Source organism: Arthrobacter sp. efr-133-TYG-118 (assembly GCF_030209755.1).
In the GTDB taxonomy this organism is placed as follows: Bacteria; Actinomycetota; Actinomycetes; order Actinomycetales; family Micrococcaceae; genus Arthrobacter.
Window position 1 is genome coordinate 1 of sequence record NZ_JARVRH010000022.1, and the last position, 20863, is coordinate 20863.

At 63.7% G+C, this 20863-nt stretch carries 20 protein-coding genes; 9 read left to right on the forward strand and 11 right to left on the reverse strand.

What is annotated here, in order from left to right:
- Nucleotides 1-171 precede the first annotated feature (171 nt).
- The 3 genes from QRN59_RS16995 to QRN59_RS17005 all read right to left on the reverse strand — a co-directional run bounded on the left by QRN59_RS16995 (nucleotide 172) and on the right by QRN59_RS17005 (nucleotide 2710).
- Nucleotides 172-600, reverse strand: coding sequence for an HIT family protein (locus QRN59_RS16995; protein WP_284983662.1), 429 nt, complete (start codon nucleotides 598-600; stop codon nucleotides 172-174).
- Nucleotides 597-1778 carry an NAD(P)-dependent alcohol dehydrogenase gene (locus QRN59_RS17000; protein ID WP_284983663.1) on the reverse strand — a complete coding sequence of 394 codons (1182 nt, stop codon included), beginning with the start codon at nucleotides 1776-1778 and terminating at the stop codon, nucleotides 597-599. The genes QRN59_RS16995 and QRN59_RS17000 overlap by 4 nt, the downstream gene beginning before the upstream one ends.
- 77 nt (nucleotides 1779-1855) lie before the next feature.
- Nucleotides 1856-2710 (reverse strand): sulfurtransferase, encoded by an 855-nt coding sequence (locus QRN59_RS17005; protein WP_284983664.1) that lies wholly within the window; start codon nucleotides 2708-2710, stop codon nucleotides 1856-1858.
- Nucleotides 2711-2825: 115 nt separating this feature from the next.
- On the opposite strand from QRN59_RS17005, the gene cds1 reads away from it, so the two are divergent.
- Nucleotides 2826-3914 carry an L-cysteine desulfhydrase Cds1 gene (cds1, locus tag QRN59_RS17010; RefSeq protein ID WP_284983665.1) on the forward strand — a complete coding sequence of 363 codons (1089 nt, stop codon included), beginning with the start codon at nucleotides 2826-2828 and terminating at the stop codon, nucleotides 3912-3914.
- 50 nt (nucleotides 3915-3964) lie between these two features.
- Here cds1 and QRN59_RS17015 read toward each other — a convergent pair whose 3' ends face one another.
- Nucleotides 3965-4621 carry an MBL fold metallo-hydrolase gene (locus tag QRN59_RS17015; protein WP_284983666.1) on the reverse strand — a complete coding sequence of 219 codons (657 nt, stop codon included), beginning with the start codon at nucleotides 4619-4621 and terminating at the stop codon, nucleotides 3965-3967.
- Between the two features lie 108 nt (nucleotides 4622-4729).
- Between QRN59_RS17015 and QRN59_RS17020 the strand changes: the two genes are divergently transcribed.
- Nucleotides 4730-5212 carry a Fur family transcriptional regulator gene (locus QRN59_RS17020; RefSeq protein ID WP_284983667.1) on the forward strand — a complete coding sequence of 161 codons (483 nt, stop codon included), beginning with the start codon at nucleotides 4730-4732 and terminating at the stop codon, nucleotides 5210-5212.
- On the opposite strand, the gene QRN59_RS17025 is transcribed toward QRN59_RS17020, so the two are convergent.
- The 5 genes from QRN59_RS17025 to QRN59_RS17045 all read right to left on the reverse strand — a co-directional run bounded on the left by QRN59_RS17025 (nucleotide 5209) and on the right by QRN59_RS17045 (nucleotide 10700).
- Nucleotides 5209-6126, reverse strand: coding sequence for a metal ABC transporter permease (locus QRN59_RS17025; RefSeq protein WP_284983668.1), 918 nt, complete (start codon nucleotides 6124-6126; stop codon nucleotides 5209-5211). The two genes, QRN59_RS17020 and QRN59_RS17025, sit on opposite strands and share 4 nt — an antisense overlap.
- Nucleotides 6127-6960, reverse strand: a complete 834-nt coding sequence (locus tag QRN59_RS17030) for a metal ABC transporter ATP-binding protein (protein ID WP_502871070.1) — start codon at nucleotides 6958-6960, stop codon at nucleotides 6127-6129.
- Nucleotides 6961-7080: 120 nt separating this feature from the next.
- Nucleotides 7081-8043 (reverse strand): metal ABC transporter solute-binding protein, Zn/Mn family, encoded by a 963-nt coding sequence (locus QRN59_RS17035; protein ID WP_284983670.1) that lies wholly within the window; start codon nucleotides 8041-8043, stop codon nucleotides 7081-7083.
- A 123-nt stretch (nucleotides 8044-8166) separates the two neighbouring features.
- The gene (locus QRN59_RS17040; protein WP_284983671.1) at nucleotides 8167-9237 is read right to left on the reverse strand and encodes a hemolysin family protein; all 1071 of its coding nucleotides are present in this window, start codon (nucleotides 9235-9237) and stop codon (nucleotides 8167-8169) included.
- Nucleotides 9234-10700 carry a hemolysin family protein gene (locus tag QRN59_RS17045; protein ID WP_284983672.1) on the reverse strand — a complete coding sequence of 489 codons (1467 nt, stop codon included), beginning with the start codon at nucleotides 10698-10700 and terminating at the stop codon, nucleotides 9234-9236. The genes QRN59_RS17040 and QRN59_RS17045 overlap by 4 nt, the downstream gene beginning before the upstream one ends.
- Nucleotides 10701-11243: 543 nt before the next feature.
- Between QRN59_RS17045 and QRN59_RS17050 the strand changes: the two genes are divergently transcribed.
- The 5 genes from QRN59_RS17050 to QRN59_RS24660 all read left to right on the forward strand — a co-directional run bounded on the left by QRN59_RS17050 (nucleotide 11244) and on the right by QRN59_RS24660 (nucleotide 17556).
- A complete protein-coding gene (locus QRN59_RS17050; protein ID WP_284983673.1) occupies nucleotides 11244-15056 on the forward strand; it encodes a multifunctional oxoglutarate decarboxylase/oxoglutarate dehydrogenase thiamine pyrophosphate-binding subunit/dihydrolipoyllysine-residue succinyltransferase subunit in 3813 nt (1270 codons plus the stop codon).
- A gap of 135 nt (nucleotides 15057-15191) precedes the next feature.
- Nucleotides 15192-15791, forward strand: coding sequence for a GDSL-type esterase/lipase family protein (locus QRN59_RS17055; protein WP_284983674.1), 600 nt, complete (start codon nucleotides 15192-15194; stop codon nucleotides 15789-15791).
- A 121-nt stretch (nucleotides 15792-15912) separates the two neighbouring features.
- Nucleotides 15913-16761: a DUF4097 family beta strand repeat-containing protein gene (locus QRN59_RS17060; protein ID WP_284983675.1), complete on the forward strand. Its 849-nt coding sequence runs from the start codon at nucleotides 15913-15915 to the stop codon at nucleotides 16759-16761.
- Nucleotides 16761-17375: a PadR family transcriptional regulator gene (locus QRN59_RS17065; RefSeq protein WP_284983676.1), complete on the forward strand. Its 615-nt coding sequence runs from the start codon at nucleotides 16761-16763 to the stop codon at nucleotides 17373-17375. Before QRN59_RS17060 ends, QRN59_RS17065 begins: the two co-directional genes overlap by 1 nt.
- Before the next feature lie 106 nt (nucleotides 17376-17481).
- A complete protein-coding gene (locus tag QRN59_RS24660; RefSeq protein ID WP_369299106.1) occupies nucleotides 17482-17556 on the forward strand; it encodes a 50S ribosomal protein bL37 in 75 nt (24 codons plus the stop codon).
- 79 nt (nucleotides 17557-17635) lie between these two features.
- On the opposite strand, the gene rsrA is transcribed toward QRN59_RS24660, so the two are convergent.
- Together rsrA and QRN59_RS17075 are read right to left on the reverse strand one after the other, a co-directional pair.
- Entirely contained in the window at nucleotides 17636-17893 is a 258-nt protein-coding gene (gene rsrA, locus QRN59_RS17070; protein WP_028264789.1) for a mycothiol system anti-sigma-R factor, read from the reverse strand.
- Nucleotides 17890-18729: a sigma-70 family RNA polymerase sigma factor gene (locus QRN59_RS17075; RefSeq protein WP_502871071.1), complete on the reverse strand. Its 840-nt coding sequence runs from the start codon at nucleotides 18727-18729 to the stop codon at nucleotides 17890-17892. Before QRN59_RS17075 ends, rsrA begins: the two co-directional genes overlap by 4 nt.
- 217 nt (nucleotides 18730-18946) lie before the next feature.
- Between QRN59_RS17075 and QRN59_RS17080 the strand changes: the two genes are divergently transcribed.
- Together QRN59_RS17080 and aroA are read left to right on the forward strand one after the other, a co-directional pair.
- The gene (locus QRN59_RS17080) at nucleotides 18947-19462 is read left to right on the forward strand and encodes a DoxX family protein (RefSeq protein WP_284983678.1); all 516 of its coding nucleotides are present in this window, start codon (nucleotides 18947-18949) and stop codon (nucleotides 19460-19462) included.
- 6 nt (nucleotides 19463-19468) lie between these two features.
- A complete protein-coding gene (gene aroA, locus QRN59_RS17085) occupies nucleotides 19469-20863 on the forward strand; it encodes a 3-phosphoshikimate 1-carboxyvinyltransferase (RefSeq protein WP_284983679.1) in 1395 nt (464 codons plus the stop codon).

Sequence of the window (20863 nt, forward strand, 5' to 3'; positions counted from 1 at the left end):
CACCACAACACCCACCAATCACTCAGGTGTTGCAACGACCCCTTGAACCCGCCGGCGACCCTCATGCACTAAGGAAGGTTCAGGCTTTCCCACCAGGGTGAGCGAGCGTCGCCCCGGAACCGGGCCGCATCCATTCCGCGAGCATCCGCGGGAGTTCTACGGGGTCGCGCCTTAGTCCGCCGGAACGAACTGTCCGTGCCCGGCGGCGACAAGGCCGGCCCGGAGCTTGGCTGCATTGGCATCAAGCCGGGCAGGATCCGGGTGGTGTTCTACGGTTCCGAAGTCGAAGTCGGCCAGGGACGTTGCCGGGAACACATGCACGTGGAAGTGCTCCACTTCGAAGCCGACAACGGACAGGCCTGCCCGGGGTGCGCCGAACGCCTTCACCTGGGCCTGTCCGATTGTTTGCGCAACGGCCATGACTTTGTTGAGGAGCTCAGTGGCGACGTCGGTCCAGCGGTCCACCTCCTGGCGCGGCACCACGAGCGTGTGGCCGTCGGTCAACGGTGCGATGGTCAGGAAGGCCACCACGTCGTTGTCCTTCCAGACAAAACGTCCGGGAATCTCGCCGTTGATGATTTTGGTGAACAGGGTGCTCATACGTCTGCCTTTTCCGAAGCGGGCTGAAGGGTCTTGGTATCGAGGACGAAACGGTATTTGACGTCGCCGGCAACCATGCGGTCGTAGGCTTCATTGAGTTGCCGCGCAGTGACGACTTCGACATCGCTGACTACGCCGTGCTCGGCACAGAAGTCCAGCATTTCCTGTGTCTCGGCAATGCCGCCGATCAACGAGCCTGCGTAGGAGAGCCGGCGTCTGATCAGCGCGCCGGGACTGACAGGCGGCATGTCGGTAGGAGGGAGCCCCAATTGGAAGAGGGCACCGTTCAGCCGCAAGGTGCGGAAGTACGGGTTCAGGTCATGCGGCGCCGCTACGGTGTCGATAATGACGTCGATGGAGCGGTTGGCGCCTTCCATGGCTTCGGGATCCTTCGAGAGGATCACGTCGTCGGCGCCAAGTTCTATTGCCGCCTCGAACTTAGCCTCCGAGGTGGTGAAGACCACGACGTGCGCCCCCATGGCCTTCGCAATCTTGACCGCCATGTGGCCCAGTCCGCCGAGTCCGACGACGCCCACCACGTCCCCCTCCTCGACGTCGAAGTAGCGCAGCGGCGAGTAGGTGGTGATGCCCGCGCACAGCAACGGCGCCGCCGCGGCCGGGTCAAGGCCGTCGGGCACGCGCAGCACGAAGCGGCGGTCAACCACCACTGACGTCGAGTAACCGCCCTGGGTGATGGAGTCGCCGTTCCGGGCATCCTTCACCCCGTAGGTGCCCACGTTTCCGCGTTCGCAATACTGCTCCAAGCCTTCGAGGCAGCTATCGCACTCGCGGCAGGAATCCACCAAGCAGCCGACGCCGACCAGGTCTCCCGGCGCGAAGTCGTCGACGGCGGAGCCCACGCTGCGGACCCGGCCCACGATTTCGTGGCCCGGGACCAACGGATAGCTCTGTGCACCCCATTCGCCCCGTGTCGCGTGGACATCGGAGTGGCAGAGGCCGCAGAAATCGATCTCGATCTCGACGTCGTCTTCCTTGGGGGCCCGGCGGGCCACGGTCAGCGGGACAAGACCGCTGACAGCGGAAGTGGCGCCATACGCAGCCGCGAGCGTCGGCGGGCCCTGCGCGGCCGCGGGTGCTGATGGCGCGGGGTCCGCTGTCTCCTCACTCACGACGAGCGGCTTGCCAAGGGGCGGAGGAACGGGGCGTCCGGGAGTCATGCCTCGACGCTACCCCTGCGGGCTGATTCTTTGCCACTCGGGGCTGCCACGTCTGCCGGCTTCGCCGCAGCCAATGCTCACTGGCCCGAAGTACCTTGGGGCGCTGCTCCGGTGACCACCCGGTTGGAGTCGAGCGAGGACCATTGCGAAAAGGAGCCCGGGAAGAGGGCTGCCCTGAATCCTGCGATTTCGAGGGCAGCGATCTCGTGGGCTGCCGTTACCCCGGAGCCGCAGTAAACCGCTACCTTGCTGCCCTCGTCGATTCCCAACGCAGCAAATCTATTGCGGAGCTGGGCCGCGCGGAGGAACGTGCCGTCCGGTCCGAGGTTTCCGGCTGTGGGGGCGCTCAGCGCGCCCGGAATATGCCCGGCGCGGGGATCAACGGGTTCGATTTCGCCACGGTAGCGCTCCCCGGCCCTGGCATCGAGAAGGATTCCGTGGTGGTGCCAATCCTCTGCCTCGTCCATGGCGATGGCATCCATATGGCCGTGTCCGAGCACCACGTCGCCCGGAACCGGCGGTTGTTCGTCCTGCGCCAACGGGTAGCCGGCCGCGCGCCAGGCACCCAATCCGCCGTCGAGCAGGAAGACGGAATGGAAACCGGCGTCGCGGAGCAGCCACCACAACCGCGCCGCCGCCGTGCTGCCGCTGTCGTCGTACGCAACCACGGTGTCGCCGTCGTTGATGCCCCAGGCCCGGGCGCTCCGCTGCAGCGCAGCGGTGGACGGCAACGGGTGCCTACCCTGGCCCTCGGCCGCGGGATCCGCGAGTTCGTTATGCAAGTCCACATAGACTGCACCCGGAATGTGGGCCTGGCGGAAGTGCGAGTGGCCGTGCGGATCGCCCAACACCCACCGAACGTCGAGCAATACGGTCCGCTTGCCCGCATCCATGCGGTCCTTGAGTGCGGTGACGTTCATGATCGTGGCCATCAAATCTCCTTCGTTTTGCCGTGTCTACCGAACGACGTCGAAGCTGCCGCCGTGCAGCTGCCAACCGGCTACCAGCCTAGCCTTGGGCGGCAGCCGACGCCGGTAGGCTGGATCGGTGAGCACTCTACGCAACCAGGACCGGGCATGGGCCAGCGAGGCAATCCGACGCATCGAAGCCGAGAACAACCGCTCGGCGGATACGCATCTCTACGCGGTGCCGCTCCCTGAACACTGGGGTGTCCAGCTCTACCTCAAGGACGAATCCACGCACCGTTCGGGCAGCCTCAAGCACCGCCTCGCCCGCTCGCTCTTCCTTTACGGCCTGGTCAACGGATGGATCACGGAAGGGACCACCATCGTGGAGGCTTCCAGCGGGAGCACCGCGGTGTCCGAGGCCTACTTCGCCAGGCTGATCGGGCTTCCGTTCATTGCCGTGATGACCCGGACCACCAGTCCTGAAAAGATCGCCCTCATCGAAGAGTTCGGTGGCGCTTGCCTCCTCGTGGACCACGCCTCGGAGGTCTATGCGATGGCGGAGGACGTTGCCCGGACATCGGGCGGTTACTACATGGACCAATTCACTTTTGCTGAGCGCGCCACCGACTGGCGGGGCAACAACAACATCGCGGAATCGATCTTCGAGCAGCTCTCCCTCGAAGAGCATCCGGTGCCCGAGTGGATCGTGGTGGGCGCCGGCACGGGCGGAACCAGCGCCACGATCGGCCGCTACCTGCGGTACCACTGCCACTCAACCCGGCTGGCTGTTGTCGATCCGGAAAATTCCGCGTTCTATCCCGGCTGGCGCGACGGCGTCCCCGACTACTCCACGGGGATGCCGTCCAGGATCGAAGGCATCGGACGGCCGCGCATGGAGCCCAGCTTTGTCCCGGCCGTTATCGACACCATGATCCAGGTTCCCGATGCGGCCTCGGTGGCCGCCATGCGGCACCTCCATCGGCTTGCCGGGCTGCACGCCGGGCCCTCCACGGGCACCAACCTTTGGGGTGTTTGCCAACTGCTTGCCGGGATGGTGGCCCAGGGAAAGCGCGGCAGCATTGTGTCACTTATGTGCGACGCCGGCGATCGCTACGCCGGAAGCTACTACAACCCGGACTGGATTGCCGAGCGTGGCCTGGATCCGGCCCCGTACGAGGCCGTGCTGGCTGACTTCTTCGAGACAGGCACGTGGCCGCTCAGCATTTAGACGGAGCAGGACCCAGGCCACACAGCAAGTTGACGGCGCGGCCGACTCAGCTAGACCTCCACCGATTCTCGCGGCGACAACCTCGCGTAGCTGGTACCGTATTTCGCGCCGATCCGGGTCACGTGGCCTTCCACCAATCCGCGTCCGAGTTCGTTGAGCAGGCCATCGTGGACCGGGTAGGCCTTTGGTGCGCGGACCGCGATCACGAAGTCAACCACCTCGCCCACCTTTGACCAAGGCGCGTGAATGGGCACCAGCAGGGTTTGTACGGCAATACCATCCGGGACAACGAACGAGTCCCCCGGGTGGAAGACGTTTTCGTCCACGAGGTAGCCGATGTTGGCCACTACCGGAATCTGCGGGTGGATGAGGGCATGCTGCCCTCCGAAGGAACGTATCGCGAAGCCCCCGGCTTCAAAGGACGTGCCGGGTTCGACGGCGTGTACCCGATCGCGGTCGTCGCCCGCCTTGGCCGCCAGTTGGGAAGCGACCCCCGAGGGTGCGTGCACCTGGAGTCCGGGGTTTCCCTTGAGGGCCCCGACGACGGCGTCCGCGTCCACATGGTCGGCGTGCTCATGGGTGATCAGCACCGCGTGGGCGCCTGCGAGGGCTTCCTCGGACTCGGAAAAAGTCCCGGGGTCGATCACAAGGACCTGGCTGTCCTTTTGCAGGCGGACACAAGCATGGGTGAACTTGGTGAGCTTCATGCAGCCAGCCTAGGGCGGGCCTCCAATGGTGTCCACGAACCGGCGTCCAAGCGTGGCCGGCTGGTAGCCTTGGTACTTGCGAACATCCACATCGAAATGAGTCCACGAATGTCACAGGGCGCCAATGCCGCCACGTCCGGGCCTGCAGCCCAGTCGCTTCCGGATGCGAAGGATCCCGCCGTCAAGGAGCAGCGCGTCACGAAGCAACGCTTGGCCGTCAGCGCCGCCCTGGACGAACTTGACGATTTCGTGAGCACCCAGGAACTGTACCGGCTGCTCCAGAACCAGGGCGTCTCGGTGTCCCTGGCCACGGCGTACCGCATTCTGCAGTCACTTGCCGACGACGGCCTTATCGACGTGCTGAGGAATGCCGATGGCGAAGCCGTCTACCGCCGCTGTGCGGTCACGGGCCACCACCACCATTTGCTGTGCCGCAATTGCGGCAAGGCCGTCGAAGTGGAGGCTCCGGCGGTCGAGACGTGGGCAGCCCGGGTGGCTGCCGAGAACGGTTACACCGAAGTGGCGCACACCGTGGAGATTTTCGGGCTCTGCCCTGAGTGCACTGCCAAGAAGGCAGCCGGCCGGCTTTAGCCGGCTACCGTCTGGTCTTCCACGGCTTGGCCCACGGCAGCGTGGGGACGGACTATCCTGCCGTTGATTCCCCGTTTGGCGCGCACGTTGCCGATGATCCGGCACACCACATAGATCAGGAACGACAACGTGGTGACATAGGGACTGATGGGAATCCTGCTCCCGAGCGCCAGGAGGATCCCACCTACGGTGGCAGTGATCGCAAAGACCACGCTCAACAAGACCACGAGCCGCGGCGAAGTAGTCACACGCAGGGCGGCAGCCGCGGGGGTGATCAGCAAGGCCAGCACCAGAAGCGCGCCGACTATCTGGATGGACAAGGCAACGCTGACGCCGAGCAACACCATGAAGGCAATCGCCAAGCCACGGACAGGCACTCCCCTGGCTTCCGCCATCTCGGGGTCCACGCTGGCAAAGCTGAGCGGGCGCCATATTCCGGCCAGTGCGAGCATGACCACCACGGCCGTGCCAGCCAGGACCTGGAGCTGGACAGTGTCCACCGAAACGATCTGGCCGGTCAGTAGCCCGAACTTGTTGGCCGCCCGGCCTTGGTAGAGGGCCAGGAACAAGATGCCAAGGCCCAGCCCAAACGGCATGATGACGCCAATGATCGAATTCTTGTCCCGCGCCCGGACGCCCATGAGTCCCAGAAGCAGCGCAGCCGCGACGGATCCCGCGAGCGAACCGAAAATGATGTCCGCCCCGATGAGCAGGGCGAAGGAGGCGCCGGCGAAGGACAACTCCGAAATGCCGTGCACCGCGAAGGCGAGGTCCCGCTTCATGACAAAGGTGCCTATGAGACCGCCGAGCAGGCCGAGGACTGCGCCGGCCCAGATGGAATTCTGGACCAGCGCCAGCAGTTCGCCGTAGTTTTCAAAGTTGAAGATGGTGTGCAGGATGCTGCCGAGATCCATTTAGTGACCTTCCTCCACACCGGCGTGGGCGTCATCGTGGTAGTGGGTCGTCGCGTCCGGAAGGCCGACGACGACGATCCTGCCGTTCGCGCGGATGACCTCAACGCGGCTGTTGTACAGCTCGGACAGGACCTCGGTGGTCATGACCTCCTCGGGTGTTCCCACCCGGAACCTGCCGCCGGCAAGGTAGAGGACGCGGTCTACGTAGTCGATGACCGGGTTGATCTCGTGGGTCACGAACACCACGGCGCTGTTCCGCTCGTGGCACTGCTGGTTGATGAGGGAACTCACGGCCTGCTGGTGGTGCAGGTCCAAGGACAGCAGCGGTTCATCACAGAGCAGGAGGTCAGGCTCCGCGGCAAGGGCTTGCGCAACACGGAGCCGCTGTTGCTCACCGCCGGACAATTGACCAAGCGGCACGCGGGCGTAGTCACTCGCCCCCACTAAATCAAGAAGGGCGTCGACGCGCTCATTGACGGCCTTGGCCTTGATCCGCAGGCCCCAGCGGTGGCCGTCGACGCCGAGGGCAACCAAGTCCCTGGCACGCAAGGGCGTATCGGGAGCAAAGGACTTCTGCTGCGGTATGTAGCCGATCTTCCGGCTGCCACGTTCCACTGCGCGTCCGGCCACAGTCACGGTCCCCGAATGAAGCTGCTGCAAACCGAGGAGGACTTTGAGGAAGCTGGTCTTGCCGCTGCCGTTTGGGCCGAGCACAGCGAAGAACTCACCCGCCTGGATGTCCACGTCGAGGTCCTTCCAGAGGGCCCGTTGGCCAAACTGGAGGCCCGCGCCGCGAAGGCTCACTACCGGTGTCAAAAAGATTCCTCGATCCATGGGGTTAGCGAAGCTATGTCGCTGGTGGCCTGCTCTTGATTGAACAGAGAGGGCCCCGCAGCCGCCCTGTACATCTTAGGACGATTGCGGGGCCCATCTATTTTTTATTGCCGGCGCCGTTTACTTGTTCAGGGCAGCAGCAACGTTGCCCACATTGTCCGTCATCCAGGCGACGTAGTCCTTGCCCTCGGGAAGTGTCTCGGTGAAGCCGATCACCGGAACGCCGGCGGCGCTCGCCTGGGCCTTCAGCTTTTCCGTCTCGGCGCTGGCGGTCTGCTCGTTGTACGCGAGGAAGCGAACGGACTTTGACGTCATCAAATCGCTCGTTTCCTTGACTGCTGCCGGCGGAACGTCCGAGCCGACCTCAATGGCATGGCTGAATTCCTCGGGCGTCTTGTTCTCCAGGCCGGCAGCTTGAAGCAAATAGCCCGGGACGGGCTCGGTGATGGCGACCGGAGCGGAGCCCTTGGATGACTTGATTTCAGCGACTTTGGCGCTGAGTCCGGTCAGCGAGGACTTGAACTTGTCGGCGTTGGCAGTAAAGGTCTTGGCATCGGCCGGGTTCAGGCTTCCGAGCTTCGCAGCGACAGCATCGGCCACTTTCGCCATGGCGGCGAAGTTGTACCAGACGTGCTCGTTGAACCCTTCCGGCACCCCTGCGGGAGATGCGCTGGTTGTCGCCGCTGGAAGGAGCCCCGAAACGTTAACGGCGGTGATGGTCTTGTCCGCAGCGACCTTGCTGTCCTCGGCGAGCTTGCTGAAGAAGTCGTCGTAGCCAGCGCCATTGTCGATCACCAGTTGGGCCTTGGAGACGGCCAGCTTGTCCTGGGTGCTTGCCTCGTAGGAGTGCGGATCCTGGCTGGTCTTGCTGATGATGGACGTGACGGACACCTTGTCACCGCCGATGCTCTTGGCGATGTCGCCGTACACGCTCGTGGAGGCGACCACATCGATCACTCCGGAGGACGACGACGGCGCCGTCGCGGCGGGTGCCCCGCATGCGGCAAGCAGGACGGCGAGGCCGACGGAGGCGGCAAGGGGCGGAACTGCGGCAAGGGAAGGACGGGCGGCGCTACGACGCACGGGAAACCTCGGATCTACCGAATCAAACACAACAGGGGACTCACATGAGTGTACCCACAAATGGGAATGATTCCTATTTAGAATTCCGGGCGGCTCCTGCTGGCTTCCTGGGCCAGCAGGAGCTTACGCTGACTGCGGTCCGCCCAGCCGCCGGATCCCCCTGGCCTGGGTGGCGTCACGGATCTCGCCCACGAGCTGTTCGATGACGTCCTCCAGGAACAACACGCCCAGGGTCGCACCGCCTGTCCCCACAACCCGGCCGAGGTGCGAGCCGGTCCGCTGCATCACGGCCATGGCATCTTCAATCTCGTCCTCGGGTGCAAGGTTCACGAGGGACCGGATCCGGCTCTCCGCGATCGGATGGCGGCGTCCTTCTTCGGGGATGGAAAGCACATCCTTGATGTGCAGATAACCCGTCAGCTCGCCGTCGTCGTCCAACACGGGGAAACGGGAGAAACCGGTACGGCTCACCGCTTTCTCCAGTTCGCGTGGCGTGGACCCGGGCTTGAGCATCACGAGCTTGTCGAGCGGCACCATGATGTGCGCCGCAGTGTGCTCGGAAAACTCCAATGCGCCGCTCAACAGGCCGGCGTCGTCGTCCACGAGCCCGTGACGGGTCGATTCCTGCACGATGGACTGCACTTCTTCGAGCGTGAAGGAAGAGGTCACCTCATCCTTGGGCTCAATCTTCATCAGGCGAAGGATGCGGTTGGCCAGCCAGTTCAGGGTCCAGATAACAGGTTTCACAAATCGGGCGACGTGGACCAACGGCGGCGCCAGCAGCAAGGCCGCCTTGTCTGCGACCGAAACAGAGATGTTCTTGGGAACCATCTCGCCAAATGTCACATGCAGGAAGGTGACTGCCAGCAAGGCAACCGCAAAAGCGATGATGTCTGCCAATTCACCAGGGACGCCCACGGACTCCAGTGGCGCCCCCAGCAAATGGTGGATGGCAGGCTCGGCCACGAGGAGAATCAGCAAGGAACACACGGTGATGCCAAGCTGGGCACACGCCAGCATCAGCGAGACGTGCTCCATCGCATACAGGGTGGTCTGCGCGCGCTTGGACCCGCGTTGCGCCAAAGGCTCAATCTGGCTGCGGCGCGCAGACATCACGGCAAACTCGGCGCCCACAAAGAAGGCGTTGCCGATCAACAGCACCACGAGCCACAGGATTCCTACCCAGTCGCTCATGCGGCACGTCCTTTGCGGCTGGTTTTGGCGACGGGGTTGCCAACGGCATTGCTTGCCGAACCGCCGGAGCCCTTACTCAACCGCTTGCTGGCTTGCTTCGTGCTTTGCCATCCGCTCCCATCGCTTTCCGCGGTGCCTTTATCGTCGTCGCCGCCATCGGGGGTGTCGGGCGCCGTAGGGCGGAAGCAAATGCGGTCGATCCGGCGGCCGTCCATTCGGGTGACGGCCAGGGCGCCGCCGCCGGCCTCGACGACGTCGCCGACCGTCGCGATCCGTCCAAGTTGGCTCATGACGTAACCACCCACGGTTTCGTAGGCGGGGTCGTCGGGAACCGTCAGTCCCGGGATTTGTTCGCTGACCTCGTCCGGACGCAACAGTCCGGGGAAATACCAGTCCCCCGAGGCGCTCTGCAGCAATCCGGGCCGGACCTTGTCGTGCTCATCCGCCACTTCGCCGACGATTTCCTCCACCAGGTCCTCAAGGGTCGCGATACCCGCGGTTCCGCCGTACTCATCAAGCACGACGGCGAGTTGCAGGTTGCCCTCGCGGAGTTCCAACAGCAGGGCGTCAAGATGGATGGTCTCGGGAACGCTCAGGACCTCGGACATAATTGCTCCGGCCTCGAGCCGGCTCCTGCGTTCCGACGGGACGGACACGGCCTTCTTGATATGCACCACACCGCGGATGTCATCAGCCGATTCGCCGATGACCGGGAAACGGGAATATCCGGTCCGCCGGGCCGCCTCGATGATGTCCGATACCGGCTGATCGGCGTCGATCGTTTCCATCCGGATGCGCGGGGTCATGACGTCGGCCGCCGTGCGCGCTGAAAAGTTCAGGGTCCGGGCAACAAAGTTGGCCGTCCCGGCGTCGAGTGTTCCCAGCTCTGCCGAACGGCGCACCAGGGAGGCCAGTTCAGAAGGCGAACGGGCACCCGAGATCTCTTCCTTGGCTTCGAGTCCCACGAGGTTGAGCATCTTGTTCGAGAAGCCATTGAGCACAACGATTGCGGGCTTGAAGACGGCCGTGAACATCAGTTGAGGTCGGGCCAACGCCCTGCCCAGCGGAAATGCCAACGCCAGCGCCATGTTCTTCGGGACGAGTTCGCCGATCAGCATCGACAAGCCGGTGGCGAACGTCATGGCAAGGATGAGCGACAAGGACTGCGCAGCAGCCTCAGGCAGCCCGGCCCAGAGCAGCGGTCCGTGCAAGAGAGAGCCAACGGACGGCTCCATGACGAAGCCGGTCAGCAAGGTGGTGAGGGTGATCCCCAATTGGCAGCTTGAGAGCTGGGTGGAAAGGGATTTCAGGCATTTGAGCAACGCCGCGGCGGCGTGGTCGCCGCCGTCGACCGCCCTTTGGACTGTTGACTGGTCGAGTGCGACGAGGGAGAACTCGACCGCGACAAAGAAGCCAGTGCCCAGAACCAGGAGTACGCCGGCGAGGAGGAAAAGCCACTCCATTAAAGGCCGCCGGACGGTGCGAACGGCTGGAAAAGGGCCTCAGGACGACTATGGGCTGATTGACCCGGCGGGGGTTGGTCGGACGCAGCGGATGAAGGATCCGCCGACCGGCCGGCCTGGAGCTCCGGGGTGCGATGGGCATGTGTACGGGCATTGCCGGCTCGGCGGGCGCGTTGCGCGGAGACTGCCGAACGGCTTCCCCCGCAGCTCCCAGGCCGGCACCTAGAATTACTGTCCATAAGAATTCAAGTCTACAGTCCGGCCGCGGGGCGGCTTCACGCGACTTCACCGGCCGGCGTCGAGGTTTGCGACGCATCAAAACGGCAGGAAAATCCCGCGAAAGAATAGCCCCTCAGGGCGCGGAAGCCGAGGCATATCGCGATTGGCATGATTTAGATCACCACTATTGGCAGATAGCCGCCGCTCGTCACTAGACTGGCTAGGGTCTGAGTTCGCGGGACCCAGACCCTGGCTCGCCTTTGCACCCCCTGCAGTTCCCCGGGCCAGCTGGAAATCAACACTCATGGAAGAGGCGTATTTCAAGTGCCAGAGCAGCCAAGCCACCGTCTACCCGAGGAATTTGGCGGAAACGAGTGGCTCGTTGACGAACTGTACGAGCGGTACCAACAGGACAAGAATTCGGTCGACGCCAAGTGGTGGCCGCTTTTCGAGTCCTTCGACACCGCTGACGGCACTTCTTCCAACGGAACATCCGCAGCCCCTGCAAACCCTCCCACTCGCGAAATTCCTGTCGTGGCACAGGCGGCAGCAACGGCAATGACGCCGGCCGCGCCCGTGGTTGCCCCGGCAGCTGCACCTGCAACCCCCGCACCTGTTCCGGCTGCTCCTGCAGCACCGGTCAAGAAGGCTCCGGCCACTGTCGCCAAGGACGGCGCGCAGAAGCCAACCGACGGCAGCCAGTCCCAGCCGATCCCGGCACAGCTTCCCAAGAGCACCAAGGCTCCCACTCCCCCGGAAGAGGACGTCGTCTCCGTCCTCCGTGGTCCGGCCAAGGCCATTGCGTCCAACATGGTCTTGAGCCTTGAGGTTCCTACCGCCACGAGCGTCAGGGCCGTTCCCGCCAAACTCCTGATCGACAACCGCGTTGTCATCAATTCCAACCTTGCCCGCGCCCGTGGCGGCAAGGTCTCCTTCACCCACCTCATCGGCTACGCAGTGGTCCGCGCCCTGTCCCAGTTCCCGTCGATGAACGTGTACTACGACGAAGTGGATGGCAAGCCCGTTGCCGTGCAGCCCGCGCACGTCAACTTCGGCATCGCCATTGACATGCCCAAGCCCGATGGCACGCGCCTCCTGATGGTTCCCAACATCAAGAAGGCCGAGACCATGAACTTCGCGGAGTTCTGGCACACCTACGAAGACCTCATCAAGCGCGCGCGCAACGGCAAGCTCACAGCGGACGATCACGCGGGCACCACCGTGTCCCTGACAAACCCGGGTGGCATCGGCACCGTGCACTCCGTGCCCCGGCTCTCCAAGGGCCAGGCCGCCATCATCGGCGTCGGAGCCCTCGACTACCCGGCTGAGTGGCAAGGGGCCAGCGAGAAGATCATCGCCCAGAACGCCATCAGCAAGATCCTCACGCTGACGTCCACCTATGACCACCGCGTCATTCAAGGCGCAGGAAGCGGCGAGTTCCTCAAGCTCGTCCACCAGCTCCTCCTCGGCGCCCAGAACTTCTACGACGAGATCTTCGAAGCGCTCCGCATTCCCTACGAGCCCGTCCGTTGGAGCCCCGATCTCCAGGTCGACCCCGCTGACGAGATCAACAAGGTTGCCCGCATCCAGCAGTTGATCCACTCGTACCGGGTCCGCGGCCACCTCATGGCAGACACGAACCCCCTCGAATACGTCCAGCGCAAGCACCCGGACCTCGACGTGCTGACGTATGGCCTCACCTTGTGGGACCTGGACCGCGAGTGGCCCACCGGCGGCTTCGGCGGCAAGCCGATGCTCAAGTTCCGCGACATCCTGGGCGTCCTCCGCGACGCTTACTGCCGCACCACGGGCATTGAGTACATGCACATCCAGGAGCCTGAAGAACGCAAGTGGTTCCAGGACCAGGTGGAGCACCCATACTCCAAGCCGAGCCGCGAAGAGCAGCTGCGCATCGTTTCCAAGCTCAACGCAGCTGAGGCCTTCGAAACCTTCCTGCAGACCAAGTTCGTCGGCCAGAAGCGCTTCTCGCTCGAAGGCGGGGAATCCCTGATTCCGCTGCTGGACACCATCATTTCCGACGCCGCCGACGACGGGCTCGACGAAGTCGCGATCGGCATGGCCCACCGCGGCCGCCTCAACGTGCTCACCAACATCGCGGGCAAGACGTACGCCCAGGTGTTCCGCGAATTCGAAGGCACCCAGGACCCCCGCTCCGTGCAGGGCTCGGGCGACGTCAAGTACCACCTCGGCACTGAAGGCACGTTCACGTCGGACAACGGCAATGAGACCAAGGTCTACCTCGCCGCCAACCCGTCCCACCTTGAAGCGGTCGACTCCGTGCTTGAAGGCATTGTCCGGGCCAAGCAGGACCGGCTGGACCAGGGCGAGGCATTCCCCGTATTGCCCATCATGGTCCACGGCGACGCCGCGTTTGCCGGCCAGGGCGTTGTGGCGGAAACGCTCAACCTGTCCCAGCTGCGTGGTTACCGTACCGGTGGAACCATCCACATCATCGTGAACAACCAGGTCGGCTTCACCACCGCACCGTCGTCGTCGCGCTCCTCGACCTACTCCACCGACGTGGCCAAGATGATCCAGGCCCCGATCTTCCATGTGAACGGTGACGACCCCGAGGCCGTGGTGCGCATCGCGCAGTTGGCCTACGAGTTCCGCCAGCGCTTCCACAAGGACGTCATTGTGGATATGGTGTGCTACCGCCGCCGCGGACACAACGAGGGCGACGACCCCTCGATGACGCAGCCGCTCATGTACAACCTCATCGAAGCCAAGCGCTCCGTCCGCAAGCTCTACACGGAATCCCTCATCGGCCGTGGCGACATCACCGAGGACGAAGCCGAGCAGTTGCTGCGCGACTACCAGGAACGCCTCGAGCGCGTCTTCGCGGAGACCCACGCCGCACAGACTTCGCCCATCCCGATCATTACGGCTGACTCCGCCGCGGTTTCGGACATCGAGCGTCCCATCGCCCAGCAGGCGGACTTCGGCACCAACGCGCCCGCCACCACCGCCATTTCAACCGAAATGCTGCAGAGGATCGGCCAGGCGCACCTCGATATTCCAGAAGGCTTCACGGTCCACTCCAAGCTCAAGCAGCTCCTCGAGAAGCGCGAGCAGATGTCCCGTGAAGGCGGCATCGACTGGGGCTTCGGCGAGATCGCGGCCTTTGGTTCGCTCGTCATGGAGGGCGTACCGGTCCGCCTCGCCGGCCAGGACTCCCGTCGTGGCACGTTCGTGCAGCGTCACGCCGTCTTCCACGACCGCGCGAACGGCAGCGAATGGATGCCGCTGGGCAACCTGAGCGACGAGCAGGCCAAGCTGTGGATCTACGACTCCTTGTTGTCCGAATACGCGGCCATGGGCTTCGAGTACGGCTACTCCGTGGAACGCCCGGACGCCTTGGTGTTGTGGGAAGCCCAGTTCGGTGACTTCGTCAATGGTGCACAGACCATCATCGACGAATTCATCTCCTCGGCCGAACAGAAGTGGGGCCAGCGTTCCTCCCTTGTGCTCATGCTGCCTCACGGCTACGAAGGCCAGGGACCGGACCACTCGTCCGCACGCATCGAGCGCTTCCTGCAGCTTTGTGCCGAAGACAACATGATCGTGGCGAACCCCACCACGGCTGCGTCGCACTTCCACTTGCTGCGCCGTCAGGCCTACAGCCGTCCGCGCAAGCCGCTCATCGTCTTCACCCCGAAGCAGCTTTTGCGCCTCAAGGGTGCGGCTTCCGCGGTGGAGGACTTCACGACAGGCGGCTTTAAGCCGGTCATCGGCGAACACGAGCCCCTCCAGGCCCAGAGCGTTGACCGAGTGATCCTGGTTTCCGGCCGTCTCTACTACGATCTCCTGTCGAACCGCCAGAAGACCGGCGACACCTCGACGGCAATCATCCGCCTGGAGCAGCTGTACCCGCTGCCCCAGGCCCAGATCGAGGCGGAACTGGCCAAGTACCCGAACGCCGACATCGTCTGGGCACAGGATGAACCCGCGAACCAGGGTCCGTGGCCGTTCATCGGCTTGAACCTGCCGCAGGCACTGGACCGCAAGGTCCGACTCGTTTCGCGTCCGGCATCGGCCTCCACGGCAGCAGGTTCCATGAAGCGCCACAGTGCCGAGCAGGCCACGTTGCTCAAGCAGGCATTCGAACGCAAGTAAGACGGCGGCTGCCCGGCTGGAGGTTCAATACCCGCTTCCAGCCGGGCAGTTCTGTTTAATGGGACAAGTGTCCGGTGATCCAGCCGCCCGGCCGGGCACAGTGCAAGGACCGCAACGTTTGGTGAAGAGGTAACTGTGGAAGACAGGAAGCTGCGCATCGCAGCTGTTGGTGATGAACTACTCGCCGGGCTCGGTGACCCCAGGGCCTTGGGCTGGCTCGGAAGGGTTCTTGCGCGGACCCCCCAGGACTCCGTTCTTGTGGAGAGCTACTCCCTTCCCTGCCCTATGGAGGGCACAGAAGGCCTTGCCGCGCGCTGGCTCGACGAAGCCGGGAGACGCTTCAGCAACGTCCACGAAAACCGCTTGGTGATTGGCCTGTCCGGCCGCGACATCGAATTCGGCGTCTCCACAGCACGCAGCCGCCTCAATCTGGCCAATATCCTGGACGGGGCGTCGCAAAGCAACATCGAAGTGTTTGTCGTCGGACCGCCACCCACGCTGGACCCGGCCAAGAACCGCCGGATCGGGGAACTCAACGCCGCATTTGCGGACGTCACCACCCGCCGCAACCACCAGTACGTCGACACATTCTCCCCGTTGCTCAACCACGAACAATGGCGCACGGACCTCTCCGCAAATGGCGGCACCCCGGGCCAGGCGGGTTACGGGCTCATGGCCTGGCTCGTGTTGCACCGCGGCTGGTTCCAGTGGCTGAGGATCGCCCAGCCGGAATAGCCGGGGCAGGAGACGCCCCCATCTCGCATGCGGAACCCATTGCCAACGTCAATATCGCGATATATCGTGAGTACATCAACGCGATATATCGCAATAGTTGTAACGCAGCAATGGAGGGGTCATGTCAGAAGAAAACTGGACCGTTACCGGCCCGCAGACCATCGACGTCGACGGCGTCCGCTCACTCAAGCTGGGGATCGTCAAGGGCCGCTTCGACGTTGTCACGCACGACGACGCAATCACCAGGATCGAAGTCTCGGAAATCGGCGGCGATCCACTGAGCGTCAGCCTCGTTGATGGCCGGCTCGAAGTCCGCCACCAGTTGCACGGCCCCCAAGGCTGGTTCCGCAACCTCATGGGGACCGTCAACAACACCAGCACCAACACGATAGTCATCAGCATTGCGCTGCCTGCCGGCGTCGACGTCGAAGCAGGAACCGTGGGCGGTGACGGCATGGTGTCGGGCGTCACCGGTCATATCCGCCTCAACACGGTGTCCGGGTCAGTTCTCGCGGATGGCACGCGGGGCGAGCTTCACATCAACACCGTCAGCGGCGAAGTCATCGCCCGCAACCACGACGGCGTCATGACCGCCAAGAGCGTCTCGGGCGAAGTCACGGCTTCGGGCCGCTTCAAGAACATCCGGGCCAATACCGTCAGCGGCGACCTCAGCTTCGACCTTCACGGCTACACCCAGGATTTCGGAGCCAATTCCGTTTCAGGCGACGTCACCATCCGCCTGCCGCACGACGTTGGCGTGGACATCGTGGCCAAGACGGCCAGTGGCACCGTGATGATCGATGACCAGCTCTACGCCCAGTCGGGCGGCAGGGTCCAGACCATCGTTGGGCCCGACGAGCGGCTCATGGTGGCGCGTACCAATTCCGTGTCCGGAAAGACCTCCATCATCCATGGCAGTGCGCCAACACCCGGAGCAACCCACTCAGTCCCCGGAGAAGAGGAAGTCTAATGCCGCCCGTCTTTGCCCACGGAGCCCTCAGGCTCTATCTGCTGGCACTCCTGGAATCCGGCCCCAAACACGGCTACGAGCTCATCAAGGCCCTCGGCGAACGCTTCGGCGGGACCTACTCCCCCAGTGCCGGAACCATCTACCCGCGCCTTGGAAAACTCGAGGAAGAAGGACTGGTCGCCACCACCAGCGACGGGCGCCGCACCAACTACTCCATCACCCCGGCCGGGCTGGCGGAGCTCAACAGCCGGCGGCAGGAACTGGCCGACGTCGAGGACAACATCTCCGCCTCCGTGCGGCGGTTGGCCGACAATCTCCGCGACGACATCCGCAGCAACATGCGCGGCCTGCGCGCAGACCTGGCCGCAACCGCCGAAGCCGCACGAGCCAATGCGAAGTCCGCGGAATTCCAGTCATGGGCTGGAAGCTACTCGCCGGAGGGACACCGCATCCTGAAGGAAGCCGAGATGATGGTCCAATCCTTCCGCGATGACATCCGCGTGGAACTGCGACAGCACGCCGGCGCCAAGGCCCTGACCCCGATCGCGCTTGAAACCGTGCGCACCGTCCTGGACCAGGCCAGGATCTCCATCCGGAATTCCCTGCGCGACTGAGTCCGAGTCCCTGCGGGGCTGGCCGGCACGGTTCGCGGGGCGGCCCCGTGATGTGGGAGACTGGAGGGCAGCTTTATTGAGTATCAAGAATCTAAGGAGGCCAGCTATGAGCAAGCGTGCACGTAAGCGTCGTGACCGTAAGCGCGGCGGCGCAAACCACGGCAAGCGTCCCAACACCTAAGCCAGCGGCTTAGCGTAAGACTTAATGCGGAGGGCCCCGGAAACCATCAGGTTTCCGGGGCCCTTGCCGTTCCAGGCTCTTAGACGTCCACGGACTTCATAGCGTGGATCCTGTCCAGGATCGAGTTCTTGAGATTCTCAGGAGCCGCTTCCGTACAGGAGCGTTTGACCACGGTGCGGATGACGCACTCAAGGTCGTATTGCTCGGTGCACTCCGGGCAGTCTTCCAGATGCACTTTGATCTCTGCGATGTCTTCGCGGGTCAACGCACCATCGAGGTATTCGTAGATACGCTGCATCCGAGCATCGTCGCAGTCACCCAATCCTTGGCAGCTCATTTCCTTTTCTCCTGTTTTTTGCTTGTGGCCGCGCCCACGGCCAAGACCTTTTCTTCCGCGCCGGCGCTGATTCCCCGTTCTGCGGCATAGTCCGCCAGCAGATCGCGCAACATTTTCCTGCCGCGATGAAGCCGGGACATGACCGTCCCGATCGGGGTATTCATGATGTCTGATATTTCCTTGTATGCGAAGCCTTCGACGTCAGCGAAGTACACCGCGAGCCGGAATTCCTCCGGAATGGACTGCAGGGCGCTCTTCACGTCTGAGTCCGGCAAATGATCCAGTGCCTCCGCCTCCGCAGAGCGCAGCCCCGCGGACGTATGGGATTCCGCCCGCGCCAGCTGCCAGTCTTCGATGCTGTCCGAGTTCGACTGCAACGGTTCGCGCTGCCGCTTCCGGTAGAGGTTGATGTACGTGTTGGTCAGGATGCGGTACAGCCACGCCTTGAGGTTGGTTCCCGGCTTGTACTGGTGGAAGGCGGAGAAGGCCTTGGTGTAGGCCTCCTGGACCAGGTCCTCGGCATCGGACGGATTCCTGGCCATGCGCATGGCAGCCGAATAGAGCTGGTCGACATACTGCATTGCGTCGCGTTCGAAGCGCGCCCTCCGTTGCTCGGGGGTCTCGGTTGCGAAGTCGACTGCAATCTCGACGTCGGCCTCAACAGTTGCGTCGCCGCCGGACGTTGCGTCCGTGACTTCCGTCGCTGCTTTGTACATGGCCGCTGCGGCCGGATCCATGGTGCTCATTGCATCCAAGTCTACTGTCACCCTCCGGGAGTCCCTTGGCAGCTCCCGCCCAAGCGCCAAGTGTCCCTCACGGTCCTTAACCAAGGCCAAAAAACCATCTCCACTCAAACGACATGAGATGGCGCGGCACAACGCACGCGCCACAACCCAAGGTCCAGCCCACACCGCACCTTCTTCTGACAACGGCAAGCTTCGGGCAAATATTCCGCAAAGATGCAAGACTAGATCCGACTGCACCCCGTGAACACCGCACCACTTGAACGCAGCACCACCTGAACACCGTGGCACGCCATCCAGGAGGCAAAACATGTCCCTCGTCCGTTTTCTCGCAAGGCCAATGTTGGCTTCCAGTTTTGTCGTCGCAGGGCTGGACAAGCTCAAGAACGCGGATGACACTGCCAAACAGCTCTCTCCGCTGCTCCGCCGCGCTTCCGAGTCACTGCCTTTCCCGGCGGACGAGAAGATGCTGGCGCGGGTCATCGGAGGCGCGCAAGTGGGCGCCGGCGCCCTGCTGGCCCTCGGCAAATGCTCCCGGTTCTCGGCAAGCCTGCTTGCCGGCATCTCGGTCCTGAATACCTTTGTTGAGTGGCGTTCAGCCGACATCAGCACCAAGGAAGGCCGGCTCGCCCGCCGAGCCCAGTTGCTCAAGAACATTTCGCTGACGGGCGGCGTTTTCCTTGCCGCCGTGGACACCGCGGGCAAACCGAGCCTGGCATGGCGTGCCGAACACCTCGCCATGGACGCAAAGAAAGCCACGGGCAAGCAGTTCAAGAAAACAGACCGGGCCGTCCGCAAGGCCGTAGACAACGCAGTTGGAGCATAAGGAAGCATGCCAGGAACCCCCGCCACGCAGACAGACGATTCAGGGAGCACCACAGCCTCCGCACTCCCCCTGTGGCCGGCGCCCTTCGCCAGCCACCCTGTGGATGCCACGGTTACGGTTCCTGGTTCGAAGTCCCTGACCAACCGTTATCTGGTCCTGGCGGCATTGGCCGACGGCCCAAGCAGGCTGCGGGCACCCTTGCATTCGCGGGATTCCGCCTTGATGGTCGAGGCCCTGCGCCAGCTTGGCGCCACCATTACCGAGGTTCCCGGCGATGGACACTACGGCCCGGATCTTGAAGTCACCCCCATCGACCCGGTGGCTGCCGCGTCAGAGACCGCCATCGACTGTGGCCTGGCCGGCACGGTCATGCGCTTCGTGCCGCCGCTCGCGGCCCTCCGCAACGGCGCTTCGGTGTTCGACGGCGATCCGCACGCTCGCAAACGTCCCATGGGCACCATCATCGAAGCCCTCCGGACACTCGGAGTGGAAGTCAGCGCCGTGGACGGGCACACTGCGAGCTCCCTGCCGTTCAAGGTTTCCGGCACGGGCTCGGTCCGCGGCGGCCATTTGGTGATCGATGCGAGCGCTTCGTCGCAGTTTGTCTCCGCCCTCCTGCTGGTCGGTGCACGCTTCGAAGAGGGCCTTCATCTGGAGCATGTCGGCAAGCCCGTGCCGAGCCTGGACCACATCAACATGACCGTCTCGGTCCTGCGCGGCGTCGGAGTGCAGGTGGATGACTCCGTGCCGAACCATTGGCGCGTTGCCCCGGGCACTATCCAGGCTTTTGACGAGAGGATCGAGCAGGATCTCTCCAACGCTGGTCCCTTCCTCGCCGCGGCGCTGGCCACAAAGGGAACTATCCGGATCCCGAACTGGCCTGCCAACACTACGCAAGTCGGGGACCTCTGGCGGGACATCCTCGCCACCATGGGTGCCACTGTCACACTGGACCACGGCACGCTGACAGTCACAGGCGGACCGGAGATCCTGGGCGCGGACTTCGACGAAACCAGCGAACTCGCCCCTACGGTGGCGGCTTTGTGCGCCCTGGCTACCGGCCCTTCCCGGCTCACCGGCATCGCGCATTTGCGGGGACACGAAACGGACAGGCTGGCCGCGCTCGTCGCGGAAATCAACCTGCTTGGCGGCGACGCCGAGGAAACCAGCGACGGCCTGGTAATCCGGCCCGCAGCGCTGCACGCCGGCGTCGTGCACAGCTACGCCGACCACCGCATGGCCACCGCGGGCGCCATCCTGGGTCTCGCCGTCGAGGGTGTCGAGGTTGAAGACATCGCGACGACTTCCAAGACCATGCCCGAATTTCCGCAAATCTGGGCATCGATGCTCAGTGCGGGCCAAGCGGCCACGGACACCGCTTCAACGGAGACAAGCAACTGA

What these genes read in the sequence shown, in the direction of transcription:
- QRN59_RS17065 (WP_284983676.1), top strand. Translation starts at nt 16,761, where the DNA reads ATGCCGCCCGTCTTTGCCCACGGAGCCCTCAGGCTCTATCTGCTGGCA.
- aroA (WP_284983679.1), top strand. Translation starts at nt 19,469, where the DNA reads ATGCCAGGAACCCCCGCCACGCAGACAGACGATTCAGGGAGCACCACA.
- QRN59_RS17060 (WP_284983675.1), top strand. Translation starts at nt 15,913, where the DNA reads ATGTCAGAAGAAAACTGGACCGTTACCGGCCCGCAGACCATCGACGTC.
- QRN59_RS17005 (WP_284983664.1), bottom strand. Translation starts at nt 2,710, where the DNA reads ATGGCCACGATCATGAACGTCACCGCACTCAAGGACCGCATGGATGCG.
- QRN59_RS16995 (WP_284983662.1), bottom strand. Translation starts at nt 600, where the DNA reads ATGAGCACCCTGTTCACCAAAATCATCAACGGCGAGATTCCCGGACGT.
- QRN59_RS17030 (WP_502871070.1), bottom strand. Translation starts at nt 6,960, where the DNA reads ATGGATCGAGGAATCTTTTTGACACCGGTAGTGAGCCTTCGCGGCGCG.
- QRN59_RS17040 (WP_284983671.1), bottom strand. Translation starts at nt 9,237, where the DNA reads ATGAGCGACTGGGTAGGAATCCTGTGGCTCGTGGTGCTGTTGATCGGC.
- QRN59_RS17025 (WP_284983668.1), bottom strand. Translation starts at nt 6,126, where the DNA reads ATGGATCTCGGCAGCATCCTGCACACCATCTTCAACTTTGAAAACTAC.
- rsrA (WP_028264789.1), bottom strand. Translation starts at nt 17,893, where the DNA reads ATGAGCTGCCAAGGATTGGGTGACTGCGACGATGCTCGGATGCAGCGT.
- QRN59_RS17015 (WP_284983666.1), bottom strand. Translation starts at nt 4,621, where the DNA reads ATGAAGCTCACCAAGTTCACCCATGCTTGTGTCCGCCTGCAAAAGGAC.
- QRN59_RS17020 (WP_284983667.1), top strand. Translation starts at nt 4,730, where the DNA reads ATGTCACAGGGCGCCAATGCCGCCACGTCCGGGCCTGCAGCCCAGTCG.
- QRN59_RS17045 (WP_284983672.1), bottom strand. Translation starts at nt 10,700, where the DNA reads ATGGAGTGGCTTTTCCTCCTCGCCGGCGTACTCCTGGTTCTGGGCACT.
- QRN59_RS17000 (WP_284983663.1), bottom strand. Translation starts at nt 1,778, where the DNA reads ATGACTCCCGGACGCCCCGTTCCTCCGCCCCTTGGCAAGCCGCTCGTC.
- QRN59_RS17080 (WP_284983678.1), top strand. Translation starts at nt 18,947, where the DNA reads ATGTCCCTCGTCCGTTTTCTCGCAAGGCCAATGTTGGCTTCCAGTTTT.